The sequence below is a fragment of the Sphingobacterium sp. UBA1897 genome (genome assembly GCF_002337775.1).
GTDB lineage: Bacteria > Bacteroidota > Bacteroidia > Sphingobacteriales > Sphingobacteriaceae > Sphingobacterium > Sphingobacterium siyangense.
In genome coordinates, this window is record NZ_DDGR01000022.1 from 1 (window position 1) to 17,704 (window position 17,704).

14 protein-coding genes are annotated in these 17,704 nt (G+C 39.1%); 3 read left to right on the plus strand and 11 right to left on the minus strand.

The window, feature by feature from the left end; genetic code table 11:
* Positions 1 to 29 precede the first annotated feature (29 nt).
* From B4N43_RS12645 to B4N43_RS12660, 4 genes are all read right to left on the minus strand, one after another.
* Positions 30 to 1,202, minus strand: a complete 1,173-nt coding sequence (locus B4N43_RS12645) for a tetratricopeptide repeat protein (RefSeq protein WP_075992766.1) — start codon at positions 1,200 to 1,202, stop codon at positions 30 to 32.
* A gap of 2 nt (positions 1,203 to 1,204) precedes the next feature.
* A complete protein-coding gene (locus B4N43_RS12650; RefSeq protein WP_070568880.1) occupies positions 1,205 to 2,305 on the minus strand; it encodes a tetratricopeptide repeat protein in 1,101 nt (366 codons plus the stop codon).
* Positions 2,306 to 2,313: 8 nt separating this feature from the next.
* On the minus strand, positions 2,314 to 4,878 hold the full coding sequence (gene gyrA, locus B4N43_RS12655) for a DNA gyrase subunit A (RefSeq protein ID WP_120334294.1): 2,565 nt from the start codon (positions 4,876 to 4,878) through the stop codon (positions 2,314 to 2,316).
* Between the two features lie 163 nt (positions 4,879 to 5,041).
* The gene (locus B4N43_RS12660; RefSeq protein WP_286735101.1) at positions 5,042 to 7,141 is read right to left on the minus strand and encodes a heavy metal translocating P-type ATPase; all 2,100 of its coding nucleotides are present in this window, start codon (positions 7,139 to 7,141) and stop codon (positions 5,042 to 5,044) included.
* Positions 7,142 to 7,319: 178 nt separating this feature from the next.
* On the opposite strand from B4N43_RS12660, the gene B4N43_RS12665 reads away from it, so the two are divergent.
* Positions 7,320 to 8,168 (plus strand): mechanosensitive ion channel family protein, encoded by an 849-nt coding sequence (locus tag B4N43_RS12665; protein WP_145326810.1) that lies wholly within the window; start codon positions 7,320 to 7,322, stop codon positions 8,166 to 8,168.
* On the opposite strand, the gene coaA is transcribed toward B4N43_RS12665, so the two are convergent.
* The 6 genes from coaA to lysS all read right to left on the minus strand — a co-directional run bounded on the left by coaA (position 8,165) and on the right by lysS (position 14,614).
* Positions 8,165 to 9,124 (minus strand): type I pantothenate kinase, encoded by a 960-nt coding sequence (gene coaA / locus B4N43_RS12670; RefSeq protein ID WP_120334297.1) that lies wholly within the window; start codon positions 9,122 to 9,124, stop codon positions 8,165 to 8,167. The two genes, B4N43_RS12665 and coaA, sit on opposite strands and share 4 nt — an antisense overlap.
* A gap of 133 nt (positions 9,125 to 9,257) precedes the next feature.
* The gene (locus B4N43_RS12675) at positions 9,258 to 9,659 is read right to left on the minus strand and encodes an OsmC family protein (RefSeq protein WP_088161689.1); all 402 of its coding nucleotides are present in this window, start codon (positions 9,657 to 9,659) and stop codon (positions 9,258 to 9,260) included.
* Positions 9,660 to 9,671: 12 nt separating this feature from the next.
* A complete protein-coding gene (locus tag B4N43_RS12680; protein ID WP_075992760.1) occupies positions 9,672 to 10,052 on the minus strand; it encodes a methylglyoxal synthase in 381 nt (126 codons plus the stop codon).
* Positions 10,053 to 10,123: 71 nt separating this feature from the next.
* A complete protein-coding gene (locus B4N43_RS12685) occupies positions 10,124 to 11,356 on the minus strand; it encodes a nucleoside recognition domain-containing protein (RefSeq protein WP_075992759.1) in 1,233 nt (410 codons plus the stop codon).
* A 31-nt stretch (positions 11,357 to 11,387) separates the two neighbouring features.
* Positions 11,388 to 12,443, minus strand: a complete 1,056-nt coding sequence (locus B4N43_RS12690; RefSeq protein WP_075992758.1) for a patatin-like phospholipase family protein — start codon at positions 12,441 to 12,443, stop codon at positions 11,388 to 11,390.
* Positions 12,444 to 12,895: 452 nt separating this feature from the next.
* Positions 12,896 to 14,614 (minus strand): lysine--tRNA ligase, encoded by a 1,719-nt coding sequence (gene lysS / locus B4N43_RS12695; protein ID WP_075992757.1) that lies wholly within the window; start codon positions 14,612 to 14,614, stop codon positions 12,896 to 12,898.
* 326 nt (positions 14,615 to 14,940) lie between these two features.
* On the opposite strand from lysS, the gene B4N43_RS12700 reads away from it, so the two are divergent.
* Both B4N43_RS12700 and B4N43_RS12705 read left to right on the plus strand, forming a co-directional pair.
* Entirely contained in the window at positions 14,941 to 15,546 is a 606-nt protein-coding gene (locus B4N43_RS12700; RefSeq protein WP_075992756.1) for an RNA polymerase sigma factor, read from the plus strand.
* A 14-nt stretch (positions 15,547 to 15,560) separates the two neighbouring features.
* Positions 15,561 to 16,925 carry a hypothetical protein gene (locus B4N43_RS12705; protein ID WP_286735108.1) on the plus strand — a complete coding sequence of 455 codons (1,365 nt, stop codon included), beginning with the start codon at positions 15,561 to 15,563 and terminating at the stop codon, positions 16,923 to 16,925.
* Between the two features lie 79 nt (positions 16,926 to 17,004).
* Here B4N43_RS12705 and B4N43_RS12710 read toward each other — a convergent pair whose 3' ends face one another.
* Positions 17,005 to 17,616 carry an HAD family hydrolase gene (locus tag B4N43_RS12710; RefSeq protein ID WP_153844589.1) on the minus strand — a complete coding sequence of 204 codons (612 nt, stop codon included), beginning with the start codon at positions 17,614 to 17,616 and terminating at the stop codon, positions 17,005 to 17,007.
* Positions 17,617 to 17,704 lie beyond the last annotated feature (88 nt).

Consider the following 17,704-nt stretch of genomic DNA (forward strand, 5'->3'; position numbering starts at 1 on the left):
TGCGGGCTTTTTTATGAAAGTTTATTTTTTTATTCTACTTCTTTGATTTTAGCATTGATTTCTGCAGTTTTAGCTTCGTCTTGCATAAAAATATAGTAGTTCTTTAAATTCGTTAAAGCATCTACATTTTTGGGTTGCAAAGAAACTGCTTTCTCCAAGTACGGAAGCACTGGCTTTAATTCTGCTTTAATCTTATTTAATTCTGCATCATATTGTGCCTGCGTCAATTTTCTGTTATTATTAACAACATTTAATTTTTCACGTGTTTTGTTCATCAACGTGATCGCCAAATTTGTATTTGCCTCAAAAAAGTTAGGGTCGATTTCTAAAGCCTTTTTGTATGCTGCAACTGCTGCATCCTCATTTTTTGCTGAAGATTGGGCAATACCTAAGTAATAATTTAAGCTTTTATTGTTTGGATCTTTTGCTAATTGTGCTGTAATGGCATCAATTGTTTCTTTTTCGTGACCTGTAATCAAATTCAATTCGATGTTTTGAGTCATTGCTGCATTGTCATCTGGATAAGCTTCAGCTGCTTTTTTTGCATATTCAAGTGCTGAAGTCGTATCTTGCATAGAGAGGTACAATTTAGGTAAATCGACCATAATCGTTTTATGCGAAGAGAAATCTTTTCTTGGAATTAGTTCTTTATAACGTTCCACAGCATTCTTATAATCTTTGTTTGATAGTGCTGCAACGCCACTGTAATAAGTAACTAATGTATCTCCAGGAAGATATGTCAATGCTTTTGTAAAGGAGCTATAAGACTCAGCATATTTTTGTGCTTGATAGGCTTCTGCACCCAAATTGAAATTATATTGTCCCAGAATTTGTTCTGCAACAGTAATATTCGCTTTATTTGCACCGTCTGTATCGAGCTGTTTTGCTCTAGCAATTCCGTCCTCAGCCAATTTCGCTAATTCAGATGACTTATCTATTGTTGATAGGTTTGCATTTACCAATGCGTATACCGTCCATGCCTCAGCATTATCTTTTGTTTTGTCATTGACAACAGCTGCGTCAATAGCTTCTTTTGCCGATTTCAAATTGGATATACCCAATTGAACTGTACCAGCGTCTTTCAATTCTTGGAATTTCGCTAGGGCTGACTTCGCCTTTTTAACATTACCCGTCTGCGCAAAAGAAACTGAGGTAGATACAGTACCTATTGCTGCTAATAATAATAGAGATTTTAAATTCATATCTATTTAACTGTTAATTGATTCAATAATAAATTCACTCTGTCTAATTGTGATGCGTCATCAATAAGCTTATAATATTTAGCCAAAGCTTTAAGCGCATTGACATCATAAGGCTTAATCTCATTTGCCTTCAACAGATACTCGATGGTCAATTCTTGTATATCTTGGTTGGAAGGTTCCTTCAATAAAGTCTCCAGATTAATTAGCCCTAATGCAAGATTAGATTCATAATTATTCGGATCCAACCGCAATACATTATTATAATACTCTTTCGCTCGTTTTATATCATTGGCGTTTTCATAAGAATAGCCCGCAATATAGTTCAGTTCGACATTTTCAGGTTCTAAACGAATGGCATCAGCAATGACATTTAAGATAGCGTCATAAGAATTATTGGCTGAATACACATCAATTAATCTAAAAAGTATCTGTTTATTTTCAGGAAATATAGCATGTCCTTTTTCAAGAACGTTCAAGACATCCTGTTTAGTACCTCCAAGCGAATAAATCTGTGCCAATTCAAGAAAGTAATTAGGTTTTGGATGTTCACTTTTAATCAGTTCGTCATAATATTTGATCGAATTCATATAATCTTTATTCTTGCCGGAGAGTACGGCCAGATTATATTTGAGATCATTATTTTTGAAGCCAAGTGAATCTATTCGAAGGTAAGCTTTATACGCTTTGTCAAACTTGCCATCTTTTAAAGCCAAAGCTCCCTGATAGGAGATGGCTCCAGCAAGATTTTGACGAATATAGTCCATCTCTGCAGGAAAGTTTCGACGTGCTTTTTTTTGATCCAGAAGCTTAAGTGATTTGATGGATACGTCGATAGGATCCATTTTATATGGCTGCTTCCTTGTTGAATCTGCAACTGCCAAGGAGCTATATACCAATGCTCTTAAAAGGTTATTGTTGACAGAAGCCGAATCTTTCTTCGATTGGAAGGCGGCGTCTGCAAACTTTCGCGCATTTTCAAGATTTTTAAATTCGCCAGTTTTGGTATATAAAGCAAAACTGTTGCTGCCCTCTTTCAGATTAGATTGGGCAACAACAGTTAAACTACTTGCAGATATTAACAATGATATCAGTAAGTTTTTCATTAGACTATTTATTCTTCGTTTGAGTCCGTGTTTTCTTCAGAAGTTGAATCGCCATTTTCCGTTGACTCTTCGGTCAGTTCAGACTCTTCTTCAGATTCTTCTTCACGATCGACTTTCGTAATAGAAGCGATCTCGTCGTTATCTTTTAAATTAATGAGTCTTACACCTTGTGTTGCACGTCCCATTACTCTTAATTCTTCCACAGCAATACGGATAACAATACCAGACTTGTTGATGATCATTAAATCTTCGTTGTCTGTAACGCCTTTTATCGCAACGAGTTCGCCTGTTTTATCTGTAACGTTGATTGTTTTCACACCTTTACCACCACGATTCGTTACGCGATAATCCTCGATATCTGTCCGTTTTCCGTATCCTTTTTCAGAAACGACCAACACGGTAGTTTCCGAATCATTCACACTAATCATGCCAATCACTTCATCACTTTCAGCTCCCAAGGTGATACCACGTACACCTGTTGCCGTTCTGCCCATTGGACGAACTGTAGATTCATTGAAACGAATTGCTCGACCAGAACGGAGAGCCATGACAATTTCACTGCTTCCAGTAGTCAAACAAGCTTCAATTAATTGATCGCCTTCATTAATATTGATGGCATTGATACCGTTTGCTCTTGGACGAGAATAGGCTTCCAAAGACGTCTTCTTAATCGTACCTTTTTTGGTACACATAATAATGAAGTTGTTTTCCAAATATTCTTGGTCTTTCAAGTTCTTCACCAGGATGAAGGCCTTGATTTTTTCTTCTTTTGGAACATTGATGATATTTTGAAGGGCACGACCTCTAGAAGTACGGCTTCCTTCAGGAATCTCAAATGCACGCAACCAGAAACAGCGACCTGCCTCTGTAAATAGCAGCATATAATTATGTGCTGAGGCCGTGATGATATGCTCGGTAAAATCTTCTTCGCGTGTGTTTGTGCCAATTGATCCACGACCACCGCGGCCTTGGCGTTTGTATTCGGATAATGGTGTACGTTTTACGTAACTATTGTGGGAGATTGTGATAACGATTTCTTCATCATCAATAAAATCTTCCATACGCATATCTTCAGCAGAGTGTACAATCTGAGATCGACGTTCGTCACCGTATTTTTCCTTGATTTCAATTAACTCGTCTTTGATAATTTTCATACGAAGCTCTTCGTCTTCCAATATCGATTTCAAATAGTCAATTGTTTTCATCAATTCAGCATATTCCTCTTTGATTTTATCACGTTCCAGTCCTGTTAGACGACGTAATGTCATATCGAGGATCGCGCGAGCCTGAAGGTCGGACAGGCCAAATTTTTCCATTAATCCAACGCGTGCATCTTCTGGTGTATCCGAGTTACGGATCAATTTGATGACTTCATCCAAATGATCTAAGGCAATTAAATACCCTTCTAGAATATGAGCACGTTTTTCAGCTTCTGCCAGTTCATAGCGTGTACGTCTAACGATTACATCATGTCTATGCTCCACAAACTCATGAATCATATCTTTCAGATTCAACAGCATTGGTCTTCCTTTAACTAGAGCAATGTTGTTTACTGAAAATGAAGTTTGTAGCGCTGTATATTTAAACAAATTGTTTAAAACAACATTTGCATTTGCATCACGTTTGATGTCGTACACAATACGCATACCCGTACGGTCAGATTCATCACGGATGGCAGAGATACCTTCTAGTTTCTTCTCATTAACCAGTTCGGCTGTACGCTCGATCATATTCGCCTTGTTCACCTGATAGGGAATTTCGGTAACAATAATCTGCTCTCTTCCAGACTTGGTTGCTTCTATTTCAGCTTTTGCACGCATGACAATACGGCCACGTCCCGTATTACAAGCATCTTGAACCCCGGCATAGCCGTAGATCAATGCACCTGTAGGGAAGTCTGGGCCTTTGATGTGCTGCATCAATTCTGGAACCTCAATATCACGATTATCAATAAAAGCAATTGTACCATCGATAACCTCAGATAGGTTATGCGGAGCCATATTTGTAGCCATACCTACAGCAATACCCGAAGCTCCATTTACCAGGAGGTTTGGAATGCGCGTAGGAAGGACTGTTGGTTCTTGTAAGGAATCGTCAAAGTTATTTTGGAAATCAACAGTATCTTTGTTGATATCGGATAGCATTTCCTCGGCAATTTTCTTTAATCTTGCCTCAGTGTAACGCATCGCCGCAGGTGGATCGCCATCAATGGAACCGTAGTTACCTTGACCATCTACCAAAGGGTAGCGTAAACTCCAATCTTGAGCCATACGAACCATGGTGTCATAAACGGACGAATCACCATGTGGGTGATACTTACCTAATACGTCACCGACGATACGGGCAGACTTTTTGTAAGGCTTGCCACTGGTAACCCCTAAGTCCAGCATGCCATAAAGAACACGTCTGTGTACTGGTTTCATGCCATCACGGGCATCAGGAAGTGCTCTTGATACAATGACAGACATGGAATAGTCAATGTAGGCAGACTTCATCTGATCCTCGATGTTGATTGGGATAATCCGGTCGTTTGCCGGAACAAGATTGTTGTCGTTTTCTGTTTCTTCAGCCATATGAATTTGGTTTCAATAAAACTAGTAAGCAGGCCCTGTAAACTGGCTTGCTACGCATGCGAAGTTACAAAAATTTAACCTCAAAAGCGAATGATTTAAGCCCTAATATACACAAAAAAGACAATCTTTTATGGATTGTCTTGGTACTTATGGGGTATCGTTTTTATTTGATTTTTTTAAAGCGGAGCCGAATCGAATTGCCTATGACAATTAAGTCTGAAAAGGCCATGCTTAAGGCTGCAAGCATAGGTCCGAGAAAGCCCACAGCGGCAAGCGGTATGGCCACAATATTGTACGCGAAGGCCCAAAATAGATTTTGTTTTATTGTCAATAGGGTATGGTGACCAATCTTTAGCAGCTTTTCAATGGATTTGAGATCATTGTTTAATAAAACCACCTTTGCCGATTGAATAGCAATATGTGTCGAATCACCGAGCGAGATGCCAACATCTGCAGCAGCTAATGCCGGAGCGTCATTGATACCGTCACCAACCATTGCAGTAGGGCCATTCTTTTTGAGCTTGAACAATATTTCTAGTTTTTCTTCTGGCGACTTATCCCAGTATACATCAGCAATACCAAGCTTTTGCGCTGTGCGTTCACATTTACTTTGTCGATCCCCACTCAAAAGAATAGGGCGTATCCCTTTATCTTTGAGGTATTGGATGAGTTCCTTTGCGTAGGGCTTAATCTGATCTTCCAATACAATGCCAGCAATTACAACGCCATTGATTGTTAAGGCAAGATCATAGCGATTGGAGTAATCCTTTTCACCAAGTTTTGCATTGCAAATGGAATAGTTATTACCATTTGTGTCTGTAGCAAATATCCCTTTCCCTTTTATTTCATTGACTTCCTTAAAGATAATGCGGTAAGATTTTATCTCCTTGAGTTGTTTTCGGATCGACTTGGCAATCGGATGACTCGAATAACTCTCCAATTGTGCTATGATCGATTCGACTTGCGATTGTTCAATGCCAAAGGTCTGAATTGCTTTGATATTAAAATCGCCAGTTGTTAAGGTGCCCGTTTTGTCAAATACCATCTGTTTGAGATCGGACATCTCCTCAATGGTGCTTCCGCCTTTAATCAGTATTCCTTTTTTTGCGGCTCTTCCCAGACCAACCATGACAGCTGTAGGTGTTGCTAGCCCCATGGCGCATGGGCAAGATACAACAAGTGTAGCTATCGCATTCATGAGGGATTGTTGGAGCGGTAATTGTGCAATAAAGTAAGTAATAAAAAAAGTGAAAAATGATATCGTAACGACGATTGGGACGAAATAAGCGGCTACTTTATCACCGAATTTTTGAATAGGTGGCTTTTTACTTTGCGCATCTTTAATTAATTGAATAATTTGATACAGTACACTTTTAGACCCAACTTTGGTCGCCACGATTCTGATATTTCCTTCAGTTAGTAAGGTACCACCAATGACAGCATCATATTTGAGTTTTTCAATAGGTAGACTTTCTCCGGTTAGCATAGATTCGTCCACCCAAGCCTGTCCTTCCAAAATATCGCCATCAACAGGTATCTGATTTCCGGAATTTACCTTTAAAATATCACCTGATTTAATATCTCGGGCTAATATCTCTACTTCTTGGTCGTCTTCAATTTTAATAGCAGGTATATCCTGATATTTAACCAATTCTTTGATTGCTGATGTGGTTTTGGTAACGGCTTTTTTTTCGAGGACATTCCCCAAAAATACCAATGTTATAATTGTTGCGCATGTTTCGTAGAACTGGTAATCATGCCCTAGATTATAATATGTTCCAATGAGGCTATAGCTAAAAGCAGCTGTAGATCCAACAAAGATGAGTACATCCATATTGGGCATTTTGTTCCAAATGGAACGGAATGCGCTGATTCCAAAATAGGAAAAACCAATGATATAAACTGGGACACATAGCGCAAGTTGGATATAAGGATCATGCAGAATGGGTAAGTCTGTAAACATGTGGCTCCATAGGGGTATGGTGAAGATGAGGCAGCAAAGGAACTTAAAATCAATAGATTTCCAAAAGCTAGGCTTCTTATCCTTATCCGAAATAACTTTGTAACCCAAAGACTCGATACCTTTGACCAGCACAGGTATTTGTCCCAGGGGGATCTCCGAAAATTTCACTTCATCTGAGGCGAAATCGACGTAGATATCCTTAGCGCCGTTGTTTTCTAGGTATTTGTGGATTGAAATAGCACAATTTGCACAATGCATTCCGCTTACGTTAAGTTCAGTTTGCACGTTCGATTCCTTCATTTAATAGCATGTAATGTCTTTAGGCAAAGATAGCTATTTCCTGATAATGCTTTTTACGTAAAGTAAAATTGTTTAGTTTAGCAAGCCTGTTTGTGGCCGTTTTACATGAACTATCGTGCATAGCGAATGGGAGAACATTAAAATTTGACTAGACTGACAACTTAAGCTTGTGTAAAAAATGACAAAACCAATTTCAATATCTTTTATTGTACGAATTATACTGCTGATTGCGTTAACGGCATCATTTGTTCAATTTGAAACCTTTTATATGCAGCGGGAGGTCATCCGGAATATGGCTTACGGCTTAAATACTTTTCTAACAGCTAGTGTCCTGATCTCAATCGGTCATTTTATCCTTGTAAAACTATACAACAGTCGAAATGAACAGCAGGTTGTCCGGGGTAATTTTGTGCTCGGAATTACACGTGTAGCTACAGTAGGTAATGTTTTTTTTATTATAGTCAGCCTAATGATAGCGGTTGGTATTAATCCAAAAGATTTTATCACCAGCATGACAATTGTCGCAATGGCGATTGCGGTAATTTTTAGAGAATATATCACGAATATGATATCCGGTTTGATTATTATGTTTTCGGATCAATTTTCCGTAGGAGATCGCATAAAAATAGGTGAATATCAGGGGAAAATTGTTGATATCACATTGGCCAATCTGGTTGTGCGCGATGAAGATGATGATGCTGTGATGATTCCCAATAATTTGGTGTTTACAGCGACGTTGGTCAATAAGACTTCTCAAAAGTCAAATAAAATTGTTGTAAAGTTTGAATTACCGATTGATCGCTCATTTGCAGTGGCGGAATTGGAACAGTATTTAAGTCCATTATTTCAGAAAAACCCAAATTTAGATCATTCCCAGGGCTTTACAATCAAGGTCGCCGATATGACTAAAGACTATATCAAGTATAAAGTTGAGGTTAGTACAATCTCGTCCAGCAACAAAATACATCAACAGGTCCAGAGCAACATATTAAATGAAATCCTCCAGTTCACAAGAATGCAGGGTTAAATCTTTCTTACTTTGACATTTTTAACAAAGTGGTGGCTTCCTTTTTCTAAAATGAGATCCGCGCGATATCTAGTCGGCAAAATGTTTTTAAGTAGATTGGGCTTATTAATTTCGTTCCAGATATTTACAGCCATGGCATGGCTTTCATCAGCTGTCATATTTGCATATTTATGGAAAAATGAAGCCGGATTTTGAAATGCCGTAGCACGCAGTGATTCAAATCGATTGGTATACCATTCAATAAGATTTTTCTCGCTGGCATGTACATAGATTGAATAATCAAAAAAGTCGGAAACGAATACGCTATGTCCCTTTCGTGGTCGTTGGGAATTGACTTGTAATACATTTATCCCTTCTACAATTAGGATGTCGGGTTGTTCAATCACTTGCTGCTGTTCGTCCGGTAAGACGTCATAGACCAAGTGGCTGTATACTGGTACCGCAATTTTTGGAGCCCCTGATTTCACTGCTGAAAGGAAATGAATCAATCTTTTGGCATCATAGCTTTCAGGAAAGCCTTTTCGGTTTAGAATACCACGTTCGATAAGTTGTTGGTTGGGGTATAGAAAACCGTCTGTGGTCACCAAATCGACCTTCGGCTTGGACGGAAGCAAACTTAGGACACGCTGCAAAACCCGGGCCGTAGTACTTTTTCCGACGGCGACCGACCCAGCTATACCAATGATATAAGGCAGTTTGCTCTCTTCTTTGCCAAAGAACCGGTTTGTACGCTGGTGAAGGCTCTGGAAACGATCAATATGAATCTCAAGTAGATGACTTAAGGGAAAGTAGACTTCTTCTATTTCCTGATTTGTCAAAGGTTCATTCAGTGCATGTAGATTTTCCAGGTCTTCGACACTGAAATTGTGCAATACCTTCCCGTTTAAATTTTTCCAATCTTCCCGTTTGATCGATCTAAAAGGCGAGTCTATTGCTATTTGCGGATCCAATTGCATCGTTTGCTTTATTTTTATTACAAATATCTATATTGCAGGACAAGTAAACCTTTACTATTCGATTCTATCGACTATTAAAGGTCTTTTTTGCGCGGACAAATATAAATAGTGTTATCCGTTATCCCAAGAAACATTATAAATGATTTGAAGTTATTACAATAGGATTTGATAAAATTTTATGAACAGGACACTTTTCAGCTATTTTAAACAAACGCTGCTTTTGAACCTCATCTAAATCTCCTTTAAAGCTAATAAAGCATTGTATATAGGTCGTTTGTTGCTGTTCACTTGTTTGCACCTCATAAGATAAACGCACCAGCACCTCCTCCAGGGGCCAGTTTTTGCGGTCAGCATACATTTTGACTGTAATGGCTTTGCAGCTCCCTAAAGAGGATAGTAATAGTGGAGTAGGGTTTATGCCCTGATCTTCACCACCTACATCTTCGGGTTCATCAACCGTTATTTGATGTTTGCCGTATTGTACTGTAGTTGTATAGGGTGTTTTCCCTATTGAAACGATTACTTCATTGTCCATAAGCGATTAAAATTAGGATTCCACGTTTTCTAATAGCCCTTCAATGATGAGGCTTCCTGTTGCAGGGTTTGTTGCCAAAGGGACATTATAAAGATCACATACACGCATGAGCATTTGAATATCTGGTTCATGTGCGTGTTTTCCGAGTGGATCGCGAAAGAAAATAATACCATCAACTTTTCTTTCGGCCGCCAAAGCTGCGATTTGTGCATCACCACCCATGGGGCCACTCAATTTCAATTCCACAGGCAAGCCCGTCTGTCTGACGTAAGAGCCCGTAGTACCTGTGGCAATGATATTGGCGCGCTCCAATAATTCCTGGTGGTCTTTGACAAATGCGACCATTTCAGGTTTTTTGCCGTCGTGGGCTATTAGTGCAATTGTTTTTTTCATCAGTATATAATTATATGTAAAAGAATCGGCTCAAATCTAAAAACAGAACCTTTCTAGATCCGTTTTGTATACTATTTAAAAAATATATAGGATATAATAATTGCGGCTATCACACCAGCCAATTCAGCTAGCAGAGCGCAGGGTAATGCATGTCGTGTACGCTTTATTCCCACTGCACCAAAATATACCGCGAGGACATAAAAAGTAGTTTCTGTTGATCCCTGAATAACACAAGCAACCCTGGCAGCGAAGTCCATTGGCCCCTTGGCATTCATCAAATCGACCATAAGTCCACGTGCACCGGATCCACTGAGCGGCTTCATAAAGGCAACAGGTAAAGCGTCTACAAACGATGTATCTAGACCACATAATGCGATAGCTTTGGAAATTCCAGCGACCATATAGTCCATGGTTCCTGATGCTCTAAATACAGCGATACCGACAAGCATCGCGACGAGATAGGGTATTATTTTTACAGAGACTTCGAAGCCCTCTTTGGCACCCTCTATAAATGAATCGTATACATTCACTTTACGGAAAAGAGCCAAACCTATAAAAGAGGTGAATAAGCTAAATAAAATAAGATTGCCGAATACCTTGCTGAATATTTCAATTTCTGTTTGTTGCAGTCCCGAAAAGTAATAAAGTAGTCCACCGATAAATAGTCCCATTGCTCCCAGGTATCCTAGAATTACACGGTTAAATAAATTGATTTTTTGGTAGATGGAAACGAGAATCAATGCCACCAATGTGGAAAAGAAGGTTGCGATCAGAATTGGCAGAAATACATCTGAAGGATCTGGTGCACCAGCTTCTTTCCGATAAGCCATAATTGAAATGGGCAAGAGGGTTAAGCTAGATGCATTGAGCACAATAAACATGATTTGTGCATTGGTAGCTGTTTCCTTATTTGGATTGAGCTCCTGGAGTTCTTTCATGGCTTTAAGCCCTAATGGCGTTGCCGCATTATCTAATCCTAGTGCATTAGCCGAGAAATTCATAAGAATAGAACCAAGCGCAGGGTGATTTTTGGGTATCTCTGGGAATAGTTTATGGAAAAAAGGGCCCACGATTTTTGCGAAGATATTGATCATACCGCCTTTTTCGCCAATTTTCATAATCCCAAGTGCAAAACTCATCATGCCGATCAGTCCTAAAGAGATTTCTGCTCCTGTTTTTGCACTGTCAAAGATTGAATTTACAATTTGCTGAAAGATTTCCGTATCTCCGAAAAAGATTAGTTTTACAAGGGCTACGGCAAATGTGATTAAGAAAAATGCAACCCAAACGTAGTTTAATGCCATATAGATTTAAAATATGCGTAAAAGTAATCTTTTAGAACTTATCCATCAACTGGCTCCATGGATTTTTCTTCTTATTTTGACTCTTTTCTTTAATGAGATGCGCAACGATATAATCCAATGTATCCTCATGCTCACTGATCATTTTATCGGATAAGGAGATCAACTTCTGTATATTATTGGGCGAGGCTGCATCTAATGATGCATTGATGCTCGATAGATTGGCTGGTTCTATGCGGAGATAATTCTGTTGCTTACCGTTACTTTGAAATAGTTGCCGAATAAAAAATTCGGTACTTTCAGAAGATGCACTTGTCATAATGTCAACTAAAGCGGGACCGATTTGTATAGCAAGTTTCTTTTTAAAATGTTCGTAATTATAAGCTGTTTTTGACATTCCTGTACCTAAGGATACCATAAACATGTCGTTTATCTGCGTGCTGTTAAAAGCCTTTAAAACTTCAAGTAAACCACATATTGAGGGGTTTTGAGCAAACACACCGCCATCAATCAAAGGGTATCTTGTTTTTGAAAGCGAATAGATCTCTGCAACAGGAAAAAATGTGGGTGCAGCGGACGTAGCCTTGCAAACATCTTTAAGGTAGAAATCCCTTGCTTCGCCGTGTGTAATTGCCTTTTGTTGTCTAAAAAAATGATTCTTCCGTAATTCAATGTTATACGCAGTGATGATACAGGGTTTGATAAGATGGCTCAATCGTGCATTTTGAAAATACTCATCCAAAACGTCTGATAATGTGTTGGACGAGTAGAGCTCGCTGACAAGACCAAATCCACCTAAAAAACGCCGCCATTTGGAAGCGTTGAAAATTTCAGTGCCATGATTAACAAATAGATTTAAGGCATCTCGCGCAGAAAATTTCGGATGGGTGGGATTGCCTTCTTCCGGATACAAAAGAATGCTAGTCAGAATTCCGCCGCTGCTTGTACCTGCAATAAAGTCAAAGTAGGAAGCAATCCGTGCATTGGGATCCATGGTCTGCTTTTGTAACTTCTCTTCCAGAGCGACAAGAACCATTGCAGGAATGATACCCCGGATACCACCACCATCAAGCGCAAGAATATTCTTCATATGCTAAAAACTGACTTAGTTAACGATATGTAAATATAATAAATGTCTCCAATTGACGGGAGTCATATATTGGTGACAATTGTGTCATATATCCTGTGCTTAAATGCATAGCGCATCTTTTTAGCTGCATTACGTTGCATAGCATCGTGCTATCCTCTTAACAGCTTCTGAATTGATGGGGATTTACCATACTTATTGTAGGGGGTTAACAGGGGGGTAGCAGGGGTATAACAAGGGTTTACCCCTGTTAACCCCCTGTAATCTCCCTGTTAATATAGAGGCTGATGAGCGGATTATACAAATCTGATAGGATCGGAGATACTACAGAAAGGAATCTCGGGGTTTGTGGGTCGCATTGGACCATTTTAAACATTTTTACAAGATCGCTCTAAACAAAAAAAGCTGCCTCAAATTTTATTGAGGCAGCTTTTTTAGCGATTATAGATACCGATTTAATTGAACCAAGCAAATACTTCGTCTTTCGTTGGCATATTGATATCTAGTTTCAGTTTTTTACGCATACCACCAAGGTCATTAAAAACCTTGTTCGGATTCGCTTCTTTTAAAGCTTCAATGGTTGTAAAGCCCATTTTTTGTAAGGCAGGAACCCAAGCTGCAGGAATACCTTGTTCCTCATAATCTTTCACTTCTGCTACTTTGGCGACTTTTTCAGGTCTCATTTGTGGGAAGAAAAGAACTTCTTGGATTGACGCATTATCGGTCAAGAACATGATTAAACGGTCCATACCGATTCCAAGTCCAGAGGTCGGCGGCATTCCATATTCCAATGAACGAAGGAAATCCTGATCAATAAACATGGCTTCATCATCACCTTTTTCAGAAAGGCGCAATTGATCTTCAAATCGTTCGCGTTGATCAATTGGATCATTAAGCTCTGAATAAGCATTGGCAATCTCTTTTCCACAAACCATCAGCTCAAAACGCTCGGTTAAATCAGGATTATCTCTGTGCTTCTTCGTTAAAGGAGACATTTCTTTTGGATAATCTGTAATGAATGTTGGTTGGATGTAGTTTCCTTCACATTTTGCACCGAAAATTTCATCGATCAATTTGCCTTTACCCATGGTTTCGTTTACATCAATGCCCATTCCTTTGGCGGCAATACGGATTTCGTCTTCAGATTTTCCAGTAATATCAAATCCAGTAAATTCCTTTATGGAATCTGTCATCGATATCCGTTTATATGGTGCTTTGAAGTCAATTTTATGTTCCCCGAAGGTAGCTTCAGTCGTACCGTTTACAGCCAAGGCACAATGTTCTAACAGACGTTCTGTAAAGTCCATCATCCAATTGTAGTCTTTATAGGCTACATAAATTTCCATTGCGGTGAACTCTGGATTGTGGGTACGATCCATTCCTTCATTACGGAAGTTCTTAGAAAATTCGTATACACCATCAAATCCACCAACGATTAGTCTTTTTAAATAAAGCTCGTTGGCGATACGAAGATATAATGGAATATCTAAAGCATTATGGTGTGTAATAAACGGACGTGCTGCAGCACCGCCTGGAATGGATTGTAGGACAGGTGTTTCTACTTCCATATACCCCGCGTCGTTAAAGAACTGGCGCATGGCATTGAAAAGCTTCGTACGTTTGATAAATATGTCTTTGTTACTTGGATTTACGATCAAATCCACGTAACGCATTCTATAGCGTTGCTCTGGGTCTGTAAAGGCATCAAAAGTTTTACCTTCTGCAGATTTAACGACAGGTAGGGGACGTAGCGATTTGGATAAAACGGTAAGTTCTTCTACGTGTACTGCAATAGCCTCGGTTTGTGTTGTGAAGACATAGCCTTTGATACCAACGATATCTCCGATATCCAATAGCTTTTTGAAAACGACATTGTATAGGTCTTTATTCTCATCAGGACATACATCGTCACGCTTAATATAAGCTTGAATACGTCCGGTAGAGTCTTGAATTTCAAAGAACGAAGCACTACCCATCACACGACGACTCATGATACGTCCAGCAATGGTAATGTTCTTATAATTCAATTTATCTCTATCGTAATTTTCTAAAATATCAGCAGCATGTGCATTGACGACAAATTCGTTTGCTGGAAATGGATCAATTCCCATATCCAACAACGATTGCATCGCTTGTCTTCTAAGTTGTTCCTGTTCGGATAATACAGTACTCATTCGGTATGAATAATATTTAAAATGTGAAAATCACGCAAAAATAGCCATTTTTTTCAATTCTTTTTATGGATTTTTTTTGAAAACACTGTAGCGAAAGGAAATGGCATTCCGTTATATGGGATAAAAATAGTTAAATAGTGATATTATTACAAGGGGACATTCGACTATTTGATTTTGAGTTTTATAATTTTAATTTCGTTATCTCCTCGAAAAAAACGTTCATAATGAAGGGGAGAATTCGATAGATTGTTTACATGGCATGTGTTATTGATTGCATATGAAAGGCAATTTGTCTAAGTTTGAAACTTAATAATTAAATGGTTTAAGTGGGTATAATTCGGTCATATTTTTATAACAAGAAGCTATCATCTTTACATGATGCCTTAGAGCGTTGCTTGCGCGATCGTGAGGACGGCAAGGCTTTCGTTTATAAGAAGTATTATGGTTATCTCATGGCTATTATTATTCGTTATGTAAAACAGGATGTGGACGCGGAAGAGCTCGTGAATGAAAGCTTTGTTCGGGTATTTCGAAAATTGGAATCATTTAATAGGGATATTGAAGATGAAAATCTCGAAAAATCGTTTAGAGCATGGATAGGACGAATTGCTGCCAATATTTCGATTGATTTTTTACGAAGTAAAAAGCAGTTTTATTCGGTTGAAGATTTGGGAGAAGGGGATATGCATACACCGGCAGTACAATTGGACAGTCGACTGGAGGTCAATGAGATTATGCGTCTGCTCGATCAGCTCCCTGAAATTCAAAAAACTATTTTTAATCTCTATGAAATTGAGGGGTATTCACATGATGAAATTGCCCAGATGCTTAATATACCAGATAGTACGTCAAGGACTTATCTGACGCGTGCGAAACAAAAACTTAGAAAATTATACTTGGATTATACAGGCGTAGTTCAAGAAATAAGATAAATATTGTTGTTACGATGAAAGACAATAAGAAAAAGGAATTGATAGAAGAGATCATTGGACAATTAAAAGACCATGAACTACCTTATAAAGAAGGTTCCTGGGAGAAATTTGCCTCAAATTATGGCGTTTCAGCACATCGTTCCTCTAATTGGAAGTATTGGAGTACTGCTGCGGCTGTGTTATTGTGTTTTGGTGTAGGATATTGGGGGCTAAAGACGAATGTGGAGACTGATTTACCTGCTGTCGTTTTGACACATCTGCCGGAACGCGAAGATGTTTTAGGTGATCATAAGGATTTAAAAGGATCGATACAGCGTTCGTTATCGGATGTTACGGGCGATAGGATTGTGAGTGCAGAGGTATTATCGGCGAAGAAGCCCTATACCTATTCTGTGCCAACGGACCATTCAACTGAAAATTTGGACAATCACCACTTGGTATTGAGTACTGGGCAATTAATGCGGGGCCACGATGTGGCTGTATCAGCCGATTTAAGAAGGCTGCAGTCCATGCAATTGAAAAATAATTCATTTTCAGCGCAGGTTGGTCTAACGGAAAGTGAAGTGGAACGAGTAAGCGCGTCAACAAATACCACTGTGACGAATAGTAGTGCCGTTATTGCTTCGGCCAATTCAGGGTTTATGTCGCCTGTTAATCAAACGCAACGCGATGCTGCAAAACTATCACAATTGTATGCTGCGCAACAAGGTGGGGCAAGGAATAGTGTTGTACACACGAACGTTAACCAAGATAAGAAATGGGAAATGGGCGCTTTTGTATCACCTGCCTCTACGTCAGAAAGTATAACGCTGGGCGGTGGGGTCGCACTAGCCTATAATATTTCGAGTAAGGTAAGTCTTCGTTCAGGAGCTTCCATTCAACATTATGGAGCTGTTTCGGGTAATTCACCCATTACTCCTGCAATGGGATCAAATTCTCTTAATGCAGATGCGCCAAATTATATTTCTCAATCGAATTTGAATAATTCCTTTGCGATGCGGGCAGCAGATGCAAAAGATGCAAAGAGTAATGAACGAGTGTCAGGTAAAATCCTAACAGTTGATATCCCATTGGATGTTAGATATGCGATCAACAAGAATTTCTATACCTCAGTCGGTGTATCCTATGTTGGTGTATTGGATCAGGAACGGGCAACGATCTATGAAACAAATAATACGGAGTACAGACAAAAATCCCAAGACAAAAATGTTGATGATAAAGGTGTGAACGGGTTTATTAATTTTTCAGTTGGTCGGAAACAGAAAGTTGGAAAATTATCCATTTCTGTAGAGCCTTATTATAAAGCTCCAATCGGAAATTTGAAATCATCCGATTTGAACTATAGCAACGGGGGAGTGAAAATAATTACTAGTTTTTAAATAGCATAATGCTATAAAAAAGCCGCAGTAAGCTTGAAGTTTACTGCGGCTTTTTTTATAGTCTGCAAATCGGGATTTATTAAATTTCATCAACGCGAACCCAACCCATTCCTGCGGCTTTCGCACCTTCAACTCCTGGGATCCCGTCTTCGTAGACCAGGCATCTTTCCGGAGCAATATTCAATTGAGCCGCTGCCAAAAGAAAGGGTTGGGGTGAAGGTTTTCCCTCAGCTGTATCTCCAGCACAAACCAGTGTTTCCAAATCATCCCATACACCAATGGTGGTTAAGGTCATGGATAAGGTTGTTCTGGTTCCTCCTGAAACGGCAGCGATGTGTTTTTTACCTTTCTGATATTTTAGATGTTCAACAACGTAATCTACAGGCTTAGTCTTGAAAACATACTCGTCTCGAAAAATGGTAGACTTTAGTGTTGAAAATTCTTGATAATCGAAATCTACGCCATAGCGTTTGCTGATTTCCTCTGCAACAGCCACAGTGGGCCATCCGGCAGTTTCATCAATCAAATTGACGTCCAACTCGACCCCGTATTGTTGAGCTGCAGCCTTATATGATTGCTTGTGTGCATCCATATTATCAGCCAGGGTACCATCGACATCAAATAATAGCGCGTCATAGGATTCGGCAAGAAGGTTTAGTAATTCAAATTTTCGTTGTGATTCAGGTGACATATACTTTTAATAGTGAGCTGTAAAAATAAAAAAATATAATTGGACGAGCAAAAAAGAAGCCTTCCCCTTGTTACAAGGAAAGGCTTCT

Bases quoted from the DNA above. Each gene is read 5' to 3' on its own strand.
- B4N43_RS12650 (WP_070568880.1), bottom strand. From the start codon at position 2,305: ATGAAAAACTTACTGATATCATTGTTAATATCTGCAAGTAGTTTAACT.
- B4N43_RS12645 (WP_075992766.1), bottom strand. From the start codon at position 1,202: ATGAATTTAAAATCTCTATTATTATTAGCAGCAATAGGTACTGTATCT.
- B4N43_RS12710 (WP_153844589.1), bottom strand. From the start codon at position 17,616: ATGTCACCTGAATCACAACGAAAATTTGAATTACTAAACCTTCTTGCC.
- B4N43_RS12665 (WP_145326810.1), top strand. From the start codon at position 7,320: ATGACAAAACCAATTTCAATATCTTTTATTGTACGAATTATACTGCTG.
- gyrA (WP_120334294.1), bottom strand. From the start codon at position 4,878: ATGGCTGAAGAAACAGAAAACGACAACAATCTTGTTCCGGCAAACGAC.
- B4N43_RS12690 (WP_075992758.1), bottom strand. From the start codon at position 12,443: ATGAAGAATATTCTTGCGCTTGATGGTGGTGGTATCCGGGGTATCATT.
- B4N43_RS12685 (WP_075992759.1), bottom strand. From the start codon at position 11,356: ATGGCATTAAACTACGTTTGGGTTGCATTTTTCTTAATCACATTTGCC.
- B4N43_RS12680 (WP_075992760.1), bottom strand. From the start codon at position 10,052: ATGAAAAAAACAATTGCACTAATAGCCCACGACGGCAAAAAACCTGAA.
- B4N43_RS12675 (WP_088161689.1), bottom strand. From the start codon at position 9,659: ATGGACAATGAAGTAATCGTTTCAATAGGGAAAACACCCTATACAACT.
- coaA (WP_120334297.1), bottom strand. From the start codon at position 9,124: ATGCAATTGGATCCGCAAATAGCAATAGACTCGCCTTTTAGATCGATC.
- B4N43_RS12660 (WP_286735101.1), bottom strand. From the start codon at position 7,141: ATGAAGGAATCGAACGTGCAAACTGAACTTAACGTAAGCGGAATGCAT.
- B4N43_RS12705 (WP_286735108.1), top strand. From the start codon at position 15,561: ATGAAAGACAATAAGAAAAAGGAATTGATAGAAGAGATCATTGGACAA.
- lysS (WP_075992757.1), bottom strand. From the start codon at position 14,614: ATGAGTACTGTATTATCCGAACAGGAACAACTTAGAAGACAAGCGATG.